14 protein-coding genes are annotated in these 12,991 nt (G+C 35.5%); 4 read left to right on the top strand and 10 right to left on the bottom strand.

The features are described from left to right. Positions 1 to 32: 32 nt before the first annotated feature. The 4 genes from Q0505_RS13130 to ruvC all read right to left on the bottom strand — a co-directional run bounded on the left by Q0505_RS13130 (position 33) and on the right by ruvC (position 3,112). Positions 33 to 377 (bottom strand): DUF4260 domain-containing protein, encoded by a 345-nt coding sequence (locus Q0505_RS13130; protein WP_299213587.1) that lies wholly within the window; start codon positions 375 to 377, stop codon positions 33 to 35. A gap of 16 nt (positions 378 to 393) precedes the next feature. Next, a complete protein-coding gene (locus Q0505_RS13125; RefSeq protein ID WP_299213585.1) occupies positions 394 to 1,137 on the bottom strand; it encodes a cyclase family protein in 744 nt (247 codons plus the stop codon). Between the two features lie 185 nt (positions 1,138 to 1,322). Then, positions 1,323 to 2,459, bottom strand: coding sequence for a radical SAM family heme chaperone HemW (gene hemW, locus Q0505_RS13120; RefSeq protein WP_299213583.1), 1,137 nt, complete (start codon positions 2,457 to 2,459; stop codon positions 1,323 to 1,325). 98 nt (positions 2,460 to 2,557) lie between these two features. Continuing rightward, the gene (gene ruvC, locus Q0505_RS13115) at positions 2,558 to 3,112 is read right to left on the bottom strand and encodes a crossover junction endodeoxyribonuclease RuvC (protein WP_299213581.1); all 555 of its coding nucleotides are present in this window, start codon (positions 3,110 to 3,112) and stop codon (positions 2,558 to 2,560) included. Between the two features lie 97 nt (positions 3,113 to 3,209). Between ruvC and Q0505_RS13110 the strand changes: the two genes are divergently transcribed. The 3 genes from Q0505_RS13110 to Q0505_RS13100 are packed head-to-tail and all read left to right on the top strand — an operon-like array spanning position 3,210 to position 6,167. After that, positions 3,210 to 4,118, top strand: coding sequence for a hypothetical protein (locus Q0505_RS13110; protein WP_299213579.1), 909 nt, complete (start codon positions 3,210 to 3,212; stop codon positions 4,116 to 4,118). Beyond that, on the top strand, positions 4,115 to 5,254 hold the full coding sequence (locus Q0505_RS13105; protein WP_299213577.1) for a glycosyltransferase: 1,140 nt from the start codon (positions 4,115 to 4,117) through the stop codon (positions 5,252 to 5,254). Before Q0505_RS13110 ends, Q0505_RS13105 begins: the two co-directional genes overlap by 4 nt. Positions 5,255 to 5,291: 37 nt before the next feature. Then, positions 5,292 to 6,167, top strand: a complete 876-nt coding sequence (locus Q0505_RS13100) for a hypothetical protein (RefSeq protein ID WP_299213575.1) — start codon at positions 5,292 to 5,294, stop codon at positions 6,165 to 6,167. Between the two features lie 2 nt (positions 6,168 to 6,169). Here Q0505_RS13100 and Q0505_RS13095 read toward each other — a convergent pair whose 3' ends face one another. From Q0505_RS13095 to Q0505_RS13080, 4 genes are read right to left on the bottom strand one after another with little or no spacing between them, the layout of a single operon-like run. After that, the gene (locus tag Q0505_RS13095; protein WP_299213573.1) at positions 6,170 to 6,649 is read right to left on the bottom strand and encodes a hypothetical protein; all 480 of its coding nucleotides are present in this window, start codon (positions 6,647 to 6,649) and stop codon (positions 6,170 to 6,172) included. Positions 6,650 to 6,707: 58 nt separating this feature from the next. Then, a complete protein-coding gene (locus tag Q0505_RS13090) occupies positions 6,708 to 7,904 on the bottom strand; it encodes a tetratricopeptide repeat protein (protein WP_299213571.1) in 1,197 nt (398 codons plus the stop codon). Positions 7,905 to 7,914: 10 nt separating this feature from the next. Continuing rightward, on the bottom strand, positions 7,915 to 9,357 hold the full coding sequence (locus tag Q0505_RS13085; protein ID WP_299213569.1) for a M56 family metallopeptidase: 1,443 nt from the start codon (positions 9,355 to 9,357) through the stop codon (positions 7,915 to 7,917). Beyond that, positions 9,354 to 9,719 carry a BlaI/MecI/CopY family transcriptional regulator gene (locus tag Q0505_RS13080; protein ID WP_299213567.1) on the bottom strand — a complete coding sequence of 122 codons (366 nt, stop codon included), beginning with the start codon at positions 9,717 to 9,719 and terminating at the stop codon, positions 9,354 to 9,356. Before Q0505_RS13080 ends, Q0505_RS13085 begins: the two co-directional genes overlap by 4 nt. A 168-nt stretch (positions 9,720 to 9,887) precedes the next feature. On the opposite strand from Q0505_RS13080, the gene Q0505_RS13075 reads away from it, so the two are divergent. Then, positions 9,888 to 10,397 carry a DUF456 domain-containing protein gene (locus Q0505_RS13075; protein WP_299213565.1) on the top strand — a complete coding sequence of 170 codons (510 nt, stop codon included), beginning with the start codon at positions 9,888 to 9,890 and terminating at the stop codon, positions 10,395 to 10,397. 294 nt (positions 10,398 to 10,691) lie between these two features. Here the strand turns inward: Q0505_RS13075 and Q0505_RS13070 are convergent, their stop codons facing one another. Both Q0505_RS13070 and Q0505_RS13065 read right to left on the bottom strand, forming a co-directional pair. Next, positions 10,692 to 12,644, bottom strand: coding sequence for an OmpA family protein (locus Q0505_RS13070; protein ID WP_299213563.1), 1,953 nt, complete (start codon positions 12,642 to 12,644; stop codon positions 10,692 to 10,694). A gap of 41 nt (positions 12,645 to 12,685) precedes the next feature. After that, positions 12,686 to 12,991: type IX secretion system membrane protein PorP/SprF (locus Q0505_RS13065; protein ID WP_299213560.1), on the bottom strand; the 306-nt coding region annotated here is incomplete at its 5' end.

Genomic DNA, 12,991 nt, shown 5'->3' with positions numbered 1-12,991 from the left:
GATCGCTTCGCTGATAGACTTTTACTCAATATTTACAAATTTCCTAGATGCGTGAACTTAAATCCTTTTTCATATTTTAAACCATAGCCTAATATTCTGTCAAAAGCTGCGTGTGCAAATAAAATGACTCCTATAAGCATTAAAATCTCATGTTGAAAATAGATGCCTAGTAAGTATAGTCCTATGGCGAGACCTTTATGATGAAAAAAATTATATGAGAAAGCGCCTACTTTATTTCCAAATGCATAGCCTATCATCCCAATATCTGGCGTGAGTAGTAATACTAAAAACCACCACCATGTAAATGGAAGTAGGCTAAACAAATAGATTCCTAATCCAAATTGTGCGAGTTCTTCTAGTTTAAGGGTTGTTTTCATAATACTAAAATGTTAATTACTCCATTTTATACAATACAGGCTTGCTAGGCGTCGCATCATTTTCAAAAGAGGCGATTTGTAAGTTGAGTAAGTAGGTGCCGTCTTCGATTTTATGGGGGACGTAAATCATTTCAGTAATCGTTGCATCCATACGAATGACGCCGTCTACATTCCAAAAAGCTCTGTGGGCTTTTAGTTCGCCTTCGTCTTTTTCACGATCGACACTAGGTAAATCAATAAGTAGATGCTTTATTCCTAACTGCCGTAAAAATACCATCGCACTTTCTTCTATATAAGGCCAATTGGTGTGCGACCAATTTTTTCTTTTTTTCTCCTGTGTATTCGGAATCGTTCTGATCACTAAGGCTTCTGGTATTTTACCGTGAAGTGCATGCTTTAATTGTTTTTTCGAAATTATATAGTCGTCTCCATTAGCCTCCGATACCGCTGTAATGAGTTCTGCTATAAAAAAGAAGGTGGTAAGATGCTCATTAATACTATACACCTTTTCTGTAATATGACCTACGCACTCGGTATGGGTACCGTGTGCATGAGGATTGAACGTAATGGTATTAAAGTTCACATCACCGCCCTCGCTTACTTTGCCTATCCAATCTTCGGACTGTACAGGAATGATGGTAGGCTTATCTAGATACCAAGCCAATGGGCTTTCTGAATCACTTAAAGGAATAGAAATGTCTATAGGTTGCAATAAGTCTACAGAAAAGGTCTGTTTTTTATGAGTGATGGTTGCTTTCATGTATGCTGAACTTGTTTCAGAAATTCTTAAAAGTGTTGGCTGATATTATATATGTTATGTGTCTTTAAAGATAAAAAATGTTACACAGTATTGTAGTTGCTTTTAGGTATAATTTAGCCCATCCCTTCTGTCATTTACCTGATAAGCGAAGGAGTTTTTATGTGTAGTTCTATTTTATTAGAAATTTACGAGCTTAAATTCAGCATGAACAGGTCCGCGGCGATGCCGTCGCTTAAGAACTTTCCTTTTTTGGTGACATACACTCTATCTTCTTCTTGAAATAAGAAATGATTATGAATATGCGGTTGCGATTGTTGAAGAAAATACTCGTGCATTTTCTCTCCAAAAAGTGCAAGCACTTCTTTAAGCGAGATACCATGTTGGGTACGTAAACGCGTCATGACATACTCATTATATTGATCGGTAGGGGTTAATTGCTCTACGTCCTGAGGCAATTCATTTTGCGAGATGGCTTTGATATATTTTGGATTGTTGCTCACATTCCAAGCGCGACGTTTTCCATCATAACTATGCGCTCCTGGACCAATTCCTATGTAGCTTTTTCCTTCCCAATAGGCGGTATTATTACGTGAGAAAGATCCTGGTTTCCCAAAATTACTGAACTCATAGTTCTGATATCCTTCAGCTTCCAGACGTTCTACCAAAATTGCATGATGTGCTTGCGCCACCTCATCTTCTACAGGCGGAATGATTCCTTTTTTGATGAATTTTTCAAGGGCTGTTTTGGGTTCGACCGTCAGTGCGTATGCTGATATGTGAGGTACGTCTAAGGCAAGTGCTTGTTCGATGTTTTCGATCCATCGAGCGTTACTCATCTCTGGAATCCCATAAATAAGATCTATGGAACTATTCTGAAACCGCTTTCGCGAAAGCGTAATAGACCGTACCGCCTCGGCTGCATTATGTGCCCGATTCATCAATTTTAAATCTTCTTCAAAAAAAGATTGCACCCCAATACTCAACCGATTAATCGCCGACTTATGTAATGCCTCAATCTTTGCTTCTGAAAGATCATCTGGGTTTGCTTCTAGCGTAATTTCTGGGTCGGCACTCACTTGGTAATGCGTATATACCGTTTGAATCAAAAGGTTAATCTCCTCTGTTTCTAGTACCGAAGGCGTTCCTCCTCCAAAATAAATACAATCTACGAGTACATCTTTAAACTCCTCTTTACGTAGTTCCAACTCTCTCATCAATGCCTGAATCATCGCTTCTTTCTTGCCCATAGACGTAGAGAAGTGAAAGTCGCAATAGTGACATGCCTGTTTGCAAAATGGGATGTGGATGTAGATGCTGGACACGGGTTAATGGGTTAATGGGTTAATGGGTTAATGGGTTAATGGAAAAAATAAAATAAATCGTTCAACTATTCATTATGTCAAAAAACATATTAACACAATTACTTCTTCACACGTTTTTCATTTTGTTTGACAAATGCTTCCCATCCTGTATAACTTTTTCCTGTTTCTATTTTTCCTGAATTATAAAAATGACATACGGCAGCGGCGAGTCCGTCGGTGCTATCTAAGTTTTTGGGAAGTTCTTTGAGTTTTAAGAGGGATTGCAACATTTTGGCTACTTGCTCTTTACTGGCATTTCCGTTACCGGTAATGGCCATTTTAATTTTTTTAGGAAGGTATTCTGTGATGGGGACTTCGCGACTTAATCCTGCCGCCATTGCCACGCCTTGTGCTCTTCCCAATTTGAGCATACTTTGTACGTTTTTTCCAAAGAAAGGTGCCTCGATGGCAATCTCATCAGGATGATAGGTGTCGATGAGCTCGATGGTACGTTCAAAGATGAGTTTTAATTTGATGTAGGGATCTTTATATTTAGAGAGCAACAATTCATTGAGTTGCATAAATTCCATTTTCTTATCTACTATTTTAATAAGCCCAAAGCCCATAATAGTCGTTCCTGGGTCAATCCCTAATATGATTCTTTCTTCTTTCAAATGAGAAGTTCTGGTTTTATTTGTTACTTTGTTTGTTATGCAAGGCGTCTCCCACAAAGCTACACAATTCTTAAGCTATCCTATCAAAATTTTGATTTTGGTTGCGACGCTTTTTTTTGTAGGCAAACGTTTAACTCAAGATACGATTCCTATTCTTGAAAACTTTAAAGATGATTTTGTCTCTATATTTACATATAGCAATATAGCAATATTACTATTATTATCTATTCTTAATTGGTTTTTTGAGATTTTGAAATGGAAAACCTTAGCGAGTCATTGTCAAGTCATCTCTACAAAAGAGAGCCTAAAACAAGTTTTAAAAGCGCATATTACATCGCTGATCACCCCTGCGAAAATTGGCGAATATGGTGCGAAGGCATTGTTTTTTCCAGCACATCAACGTAAGCAAATTCTCTTCTTGACGTTATTAGGAAACGGGTATCAAATGCTAGCAACGACTATTTTTGGTAGTATAGGGATTGGGGTCTGTGTGTTCTTGTTATTTCCTTCTTTTGGTTGGTATTATATTCTAGCGTGCGTTTTAGGCATTCCGTTGCTTTATATAACTCCTCAAATCTTAGATAAGATTCGGTGGAGTGTTAAGGGATATTCCTGGCAACGAATCCGCCAATTTATGAAGACCATTGCTTCTCCTATAAAACAAAACGCATGGATTTTTTCTCTCATAAGGTATTTATTATTTGCGCATCAGTTTTACTTTTTGCTTTTGGTATTTCAAGTAGATGTTTCCTATCCTTTAGGAATGGGACTTATTGCAACTATGTATTTGGTAAGTTCTCTCATACCGATGCTGCAACTTTTTGATGTGGTGATTAAAACGGGCGTTGCTGTCTATATATTCTCATGGATCGCTGTTCCCGAAATTATCATGGTTGCTATTACATTTTTGATGTGGTTTTTTAATGTAGTACTTCCTATCCTTCCTGGTAGTTATTTTATAATGATAGACACAACACTAACTCGTAAAAAAACCAGCGCTTTATGATTGTATTGATCATCTTGTATGGTATTATGATCTCTTACGTTCTTCTTATAGGAGCGTTGTCTTATGGGGTTAAAAGAGTACCTTATTTTACGTCACAAACACAAATTCCAACACAAGGATTTTCTGTGATTATTCCTTTTCGGAATGAAGAGGCAAACCTTCCTCAATTGCTTGAAAGTCTTGCCGCATTAACGTATCCTGAATCTTTGTATGAAGTTTTATTGATTAATGATGCCTCAGAAGATAATTCTGTAGCGTGTATTGAATCCTTTATTGAAAGCCATCAACTAACAAACATCACGATCACAGACAATATCCGAGTTTCTGATTCTCCAAAAAAAGACGCGATCCAAACGGCTATTGAGATCGCCACACATTCTTGGATTGTCACGACAGATGCAGATTGTATAGTTCCTACGTTATGGTTAAGTACTCTAAACACTTTTATACAAGAAAATAACTCAAAATTGGTTGCGGGTCCTGTGAGCTTGCCTCCTAAAACGGTCTCATTTTTAAATGCTTTTGAACAAATGGATACGTTAAGTCTTGCGGGAGCTACCATAGGTGGTTTTGGAATAGGGCGTCCTTTTTTGTGCAACGGCGCACATCTGGCTTATGAGAAAGCGGCTTTTTTGACCTTGGGCGGTTTTCAAGGAAACAATCATATAGCAAGTGGCGATGATCACTTTATGTTAGAAAAATTTACAACAGTATATCCTAAGCAAGTCCATTATCTAAAGTCAAAACAGGCTATAATTACTACAACATTTCAAGAGGATTGGGCTTCCTATATAGCACAACGCACCCGTTGGGCAGCAAAGTCAACGGGCTATACCAAAGCGTTTACTAAGGGTGTTGGGCTTCTTATTTTAATGTCTAATTTGACGTTTGTTGTTGGGGTTGTTTTTGCTTTCGCGAAAGCGGACAAAGAAGCATTCCCTTTTTATATCCTACTTTTTATAAAAATAGTTGCAGACAGTTTTTTACTATATCCATCTGCGCAATTTTTTAAAAAATTAAAGCTCTTTTTTTGGTATCCACTCTGTGCTTTATGGTATCCTTTTATAAGCTCATATATTGCTTTGGTTTCATTAAAAGGAGGATTTACGTGGAAAGGCAGGTATTTTAAGAGATAACTTTTTTTGTTACCTTTAAAATTCCAAATCTTTTTTCATGAAACACTATATACTCTTTTGTTGTGTACTCCTACTAAGTCTTTCAACAATCACCGCACAAACAGATACCTACACGGTAAACAATCAATCGTACGAGCTTAAAACAGATGTAGCCGGTCCTATTACCTTGCTCTGGAATACATTTAGTCAGGAATACCGCTATTTTGCTAAAAAAGGAAATACGATTATAGAATTGACCAATACCAAAGAAGGAAATAGGTATCAGGATGAGTATAAAAAACAACTCCAAGATCTCACTTCGGATGTGGATATGAACGCGGACAAAGTGAAATTAACGCTAGCGAGTTTACGTCGATTTTTTAATGACTATAATAAAAAAGTAGATCCTTCTTATCAAGAAAATAGTTTTCTTACCAATATGGAATTTCGCTTGGGCATTTTTGCAGGAATCACCAATAGCGTCTTTGTAGACAATCCAGACAATACATCTAATGGTCAATTTGGATTTGACTTTGAATTATATGACCCAACGGCACTTCCTAGCCATGCGATTGTTTTCCAATTTAAACAAACTTTATCTAGTGATGACTTTGACTATAGTGCATCACAGGTTTCTATTAATCATCGTTTTAAATTTATAAAAACACCTGTATTCCAAATATACCTCAACACAAAGTTGGTGACCTTTACGTCTTCTAAGAGAACAACCGAAGTGATCGGTGATGATTTCATCTTCATTGATGAAGATTCTGGATCCAACTTGCAAGGTCCTCTTATTTTTGGACTAGGCGCTGATATTAAATTAGGAAAGGGCTATCTATCGCTTAATTACAACGATGCGTATTCTTTTATCATAGATGATAATGGAGCGTTTCCTGTTGATCTGACTATTGGATATCGGTTTGTGTTGTAGTTTTAATTTACTTTTAAAATCACGGGGACTTTAAATCGTGTTTTTACAGGAATATCTCGTTTTATAGCAGGGTGAGATTTTGGAAGGGCTTGTGTAGCATCATGAATCCATAGAGATAACTCAGGAATTTCTTTGCGTACTGTAGGTGTCAAATGAATACTATCTAAACAAAAGTTTCCTGTTTCATTCACGACAAAATCTACCCATACGGTATCAAGTACTGACTCTTGTACGATAATAGTAAGATTACTAAGTTCTGTATATAATGTGCTTGTTACAAAGTCTTCAAAACAGCGTTTTAACGCTATTTTTTCAGAGAGACTATCGCAGTGATCAAAACTAGGATAGGTGTCTACCTCTTTGATATCTATGGTGTTCCACTCTTGATGTAGGATTTCTTCTGTGGTAATTTTTTTGGTCTCCCATCCCGAGCAAGAAGCTAGTAGCATACAGCAAGCTAAAGACATAAGACGAAAGTTCATACCATTTAATTTCTTGGATGAAATTTACAATATTATATGGTGTTGTCCTAAAGGGGATTCAATCTTCTCCTTCTTTTAAAAAAAGTTCTTCTTTTAAGATTTTAAGACGTCTTTCTGACATCGTTATATAAAAATCAGCTCTTGGATCTTTTGAGTCTCCAAATTTTTCAAGGAGGTTTTCGTATAACTTGACAACCTCTTTTTTATCTTCATAATAATTATCAGCACAGATAGCAATATTATGGTATACTCTTATATTCTCAGGGTCTACTTTAAGGACACGTCTATATTGTCCAATCGCTTTTTCATATTTTTCATTAATTTGATATGCTCTTCCTAAGGTGTAGTAAATATCGTCTAGCGGTAAATCTTTATAGTATAAGGCTTGTTTTGCGTGGTATTCAGCTTTTTCTATATTTCTTGTCAATCCATATAATTCGGCTAGGATATGATGAACTCCATAATCTTCATCATCCATGTTTAATAGAATTAAATATTGGTCAATTGCCTTTTGATATTTATTTGTTTTTTGATAACTAACACCCAAATTATTGTGAATAAAAGGAGAAGATTGTCCTAATTCGATCAGTTTTTCAAACCAAGTTACCGCTTCAGTATACCACCCTCTCAAGTAATAATTTTGCGCTAGAATGTTTACCATTTCAACATTATCTGGATCCATATCTAATGCTTTGAAACAGATTTTATCCACCACAGGATAATCACGTTGCCCTAAATAATGTAATCCTAATTGATACAATGCTTTCTGATGTGTTGAGTCTAGTTGTACTGCTCTAGAAAAAATTTCTTCACTCTTAATCGTTGCTTTAGTCTTCCATAGTGAATCGTCTTTCTTTTCGAGTTGTTTTACGGCTCTTCCTCGTTGATAGAAATATTCTGGATTATCTGGATATTTTTGCGTTAATCCTTTAAATATAGTGTCGGCAGTGACATACTTACCTCTAGTGATTAAAAGTCGTCCATACTCTGTAGCGGCAATAGGTTGTTCTGAGTCCAGTGATAAAGAATTTTTATAGGCTTCAAGGGCTGCTTTTATATTCCCTAACCCTTTGTACGATCTCGCTATTTGTAATTGTGCTTTTTCATTTTGTTCTGATACCCTTTGATATTCTTGGATAGCATTTGTGTAACTACCCACCGCATATAAACTGTCTGCAACAGTCAAAGCCGAAGACTGAGCTTCGGCTTTAAGGATGACTGTACTTAAGAGAAATAGAAAGAGATGTTTTTTCATAAAGTAGTTACTAAACTTTAAATGTAATAGGAAGGCTGTATAAAACGGCTGTTGGAACGCCATCTTGCTGCCCTGGCTGCATATTGGGTAATCCCTTAATTATTCGGATGGCTTCCCTTTCTAATTCTGGGTGCGGTGCTCTTGCCATGATGTCTATAATATCACCCTCTTTGTTTATTTTAAATTTCATAAAAATCCGATTAACTCCTTTCAGATTCAGCTTTTTTGCAAGATTTACATCAAAATTTCTATTCACATATTTACTTACTTTTTCTGCCATACAGGCTTTTCGTTCTGCATTGGTTAGCGTATTCTCACATCCAGGGTATACGGGTACTTGGTCTATCAATGCATAAGGAACTCCGATATCGTCAAAGTCTATATATTCTCTTTCTTCTATTACTTTATCTCTTCCATCTGCCGTAAACTTCTTTTCATATACTTCTTGCATCAAAGATGATAGCTGATCTCTTTCGGCATCAGAAAGCCCTTCTTTTTCTTGTATGGCTGCTTGAAGCTCTGCAATTTGGGTTTGTAATGAAACTTCTTTTTCTACAGAGACATTATCGTCAGAGCAAGACACATAGACGAGCATAGATAAAATAAGCGGGAGAATAAACGCATATTTGATTTGTGCAATTTTTCTGGATTTTGTTTTTTGTAACATAATAATTCGTTTTTTGATTAATGAATGATTGAAAAATGTATTGATGAATGAAATATTTTCTGTTTTAAAAACGTGTGATAGCAAGCTTTGATAGTAAGTTTTTTTGTCGTTTTGAGAGACTGCTTTGGCATCTGCTGTATACTCTTGGAGGAGCATCATTTTATTTTGATAGATATATACCAACGGATTAAACCAACATACTATACGAAGTACTTCAAAAAATAGCATATCTAATGAGTGGCGCTCTTTGATATGAATTATTTCATGGAGAATTATATTTTTTCTTTGAGAATCGGAGAGATCTGCTCCTAAAAAAATGGTATTGAAAAACGAAAAAGCAACATCCGTATTTGGTAAAATAATCATTTGGAATCCTTCTATATGACTCAGAATCCCTTTCTTTTTAAGTCCTTGTATTTTTATAAATTTATACATAAAATAGCTACAGCTTATCATCACTCCAATACCCCATATACTTAAGATCCATGTAGATAGAGGTATTTGTTTTGAACCTATAAGGATTACTTCCTGAAGCATTCCTCCTTCTATAACTGGATCACCAATTCCTGTTTGTAACAATATTTCTGGAAGTGTGATGGTATAGGATGTTGGTATCGTTTCTCGAATGGCATCAATCTTAATAAAAGGAAGAATAAAACTAAGAATAGGTGTGATTAAAAGGTAACATCTATTCCACACAAAGAAGGTTTCTTTCTTTAGAAACAGATCGTATACTACTAAGAATAGTAGTTGAAACGCGATGATCTGGAGGATGTAATGTATCATAGGTTTTCCTCTTTATTAATCTCCTTCATAATCGCTTCCATTTCTGACATATTGATATCATTTTTCTTCATAAAAAAAGACACCATACTTTTAAATGAGCCTTGAAAATAGCCATTCATCAACTTATTAAGAGTTTGATTGCTATAATCTGCCTTTTGAACCAAAGGAAAATAAATGTGCCCTCTTCCCTCTTTGCGATAGTCTACAAACTCTTTATTCTCAAGAATTCTAACAATTGTAGATACTGTATTATAGGCAGGTTTTGGTTCTGGTAATTCTTCTATAACAGCTGCAACATTTGCTTCTTCCAGATTCCAGAGAATCTGCATAATATCTTCTTCGGCTTTTGTAAGTTGTTTCATTTCTTGCATATCAATTATGAATCATTACGTGATTCTTTACTAAAAGGTTTTTAAAGTAATACGATCACAAATATAACTAAAAATTTAGTTTAAACTAATTTCTTAGTTATAAAATTGTAACAAAGCATTCTTTTTTTCGTCATACCGTCTGTCATTACACACCTTAGGATGGATTTACTTCTTGTATTTTTTAGTTTGTTACTTATACTTTTAGGTATTCTTGGGAGTTTTCTTCCTGTATTGCCGGGTCCTCCTGTGAGTTGGTTAGGGCTTTTGGTCTTACATCTTACAGAAGCCGTTCCTATGGATTATACTTTTTTAGGAATTACCTTATTTTTTGCCATTCTTATTTTTATACTTGATTATATTATTCCTTCTATAGGAACTAAACGTTTTGGCGGAAGCAGAGCGGGTGCGATAGGTACCATGATCGGACTATTTGTTGGTATTTTCTCACTGATCCCTTTTGGGATTCTTATTGGTCCTTTTGTGGGTGCGCTTATTGGAGAGCTTGTGTTTAATCAGAGTGACTCTAAAACGGCATTTAAAGCAGCTGTAGGCTCTTTTCTAGGATTTATCGCCTCTACCTTTATGAAGTTTGTGGTAACGATCATATTCCTTGTCTTATTCGTTTATAAACTTTTTTTGTACGGAGACGTTTTGTTTGTTTGGTCTTAAAGAATTCAATGAAATTTTACCCATGTTGTGTACGCTTTCGCGAAAGCGTATAAAGAATAATCCTCAAAGCAACACAATGTGGTACTCAACAGAAAGGTTTTTGTTTTTCAAAGCAAGCTCTGGACACTAAAAATCGACACAAGGATCGAGGTATTAAACTATAGATCCCGCTTGTAGCAAGATTAGTTCAACTACCTATTTTGTGTGTGTCTTTTTGACTTTACAAAACAGCTTTTCACTAAAAAAAGCCCTTCATTTCTGAAAGGCTTTTGCTATGTTGTATGAAACTAGGAATTAGTTTTTAATCACTATAAATTCAGATCTTCTGTTTAACTGATGTTGTTCTTCAGTACATTTTGAATTATTACCACAGTCATTTACGAGTTGTGTCTCACCATATCCAGCGCCTGAAATCCTGTTTCTATCAATACCTTGACTTATGATATATGCTACGGTAGATTTTGCTCTTTTATCTGACAGACTTAGGTTATAGCTATCTACCCCACGACTGTCTGTATGTGATCTTGCGTCTACAACCATATTAGGATATTGCTTCATCACAGAAATTACTTTTTCAAGTTCTAGTGCTGCATCTGGACGAATATTGAATCTATCAAAATCAAAATAGATTGGGTTCAATTCAAGCAGTACTGTAAGGTCATCTCCAACATTAATAGGCTTTTGAGCAAGTTCTAATTGTAGATTATTTGTAATCGTTTTTGACTCGTCAGGTGTTGTAAATACGACTTCATCACCATTATAGGTTTCTTTGATCGCTCTTACAATATATTGCTCTTCACAAGTTGCTGTATCAAAGCTGTAATCTCCATTGGTTGCACTTAAGATTGAACTTATTACCTGATTGTCACTATCCATCAACTGAACTGTGGCGCCTTGAATTGGAGCTCCTGACTCTTTGTCTAAAACTTTTCCGTTTACTAGGATATCACAAGGAATCTCTTCTTGTAAGAAACGATAGATATCATCACTTCCCATTCCTGTTTTACGATTGGAAGCAAAATAACCTAGTTTGGTATCGTCATTTATAATAAATGTAAAGTCGTCATAAGAGCTATTAATAGGTTTTCCTATATTGATAATTCTTTGCTCACTATCTTTAGCTTGAGGACTTGTCACATATACGTCAAGACCTCCTAATCCTGGATGTCCATCTGAGGCAAAATATAGATTCCCATTTTTACTCATAAAAGGAAATGTCTCTCTTCCTTCTGTATTAATAGGGCGCCCCATATTTACAGGTTCTCCATAGGTTCCATCTTCATTAATAGTGACTACCCAAATATCAGAAAGACCCAATGTTCCTTCCATATCTGAAGCAAAATATAATTTTGTGTTATCTGCATTTAAGGTAGGGTGTGCGGTAGAGTATTCATTACTGTTAAAAGGCATTTCTACAGCTTCTGTCCATCCTTTTCCTTCTTCTCTTGTAGATTTATAAATTTTTAATTTATTAGTCCCATTTTTAGCTTTCTTGTAATCTCCTTCTGTAAAGTTATTACGTGTAAAATATACTGTGTTCCCATCTTTAGAAAAGGTGGTTGTACTTTCGTGAAATTTAGAGTTTAATTTTTTATTGAATTTTGAAGGCTTAGAAAAAGATCCGGACTCTTCCCCTATTCTTGTTTGGTATAAATCAAGGAAGGGTTGGTTATTCCATTTATGAATCCGTCTGACGGCTCCTCCTGTATCTCTAGTTGAAGCAAAAATTAATCTTCCTTCAAATTCTGTTGGTGCAAAATCAGAATATCTTGAATTGATACTTCTAATATCTTCAAGGGTATATTTACTCTTTTTATATTCTGCTATTTCACGTAAGTAATCTGGAGATTCTGTAAATAATGTTGCTCTAATATCTGTCCCACTAAGTTCATCAAATCGAGTCATCATAACATCTGCTAATTCATAGTTTTTTAATGATCTTAATGTTTGTGCATATCTAAAATAATACTCTGGTCGTATTCCTTCCTGATAGGTATCTATCAATTTTTTATACCATACCTCTGCGCTTGTATACTCTGCATTAAAGTAATAAGAGTCTGCTAGTTTTTGAAATAAATCTGCAGATTCATATCCCTTTTCTGCAACGTCCAAGTATATCTTACGAGCATCTACAAAAGCGTATTGATCAAATTTTTTGTCTGCTCTAGAAATCTTCCCTTCTTGAGCAAAACTAATTGTTCCTGCTAGCAAGAATAAGGTGGTTAGTATGTAAATGTGAAGTTTCATTAATTTTATTTTAAATAATAAGTATACGAAATTCTATTTCATTAAAAGAATCTAGGTGTTAATAACCTGTCATATTCGTTAAAGAGTTCAAATCTAAGGAAAACTTCAAAACTTCCATCATTAAATGTTGTGTTGCCTAAATCTGTTGTCTCTCGGTCATACGCAAGTCCTATGAGCATGCTGTCTGATACTTGAAAACCAGCAAGACCACTAAAGGCTGCATCCCACCTGTAAGCAGCTCCTAAGTGTAGCTTTTCCAGAAATAAAAAGTTTGCTGTAAGATCTACCTGTAAGGGAGCACCTGCTACCGCTTTTATTAATGTACTAGGTTTGAACTTCACTTGGTC

Origin of the sequence: uncultured Dokdonia sp., from assembly GCF_937910895.1 — a bacterium.
Classification (GTDB): domain Bacteria; phylum Bacteroidota; class Bacteroidia; order Flavobacteriales; family Flavobacteriaceae; genus Dokdonia.
This window is presented reverse-complemented; position numbering and strand designations above follow the sequence as displayed.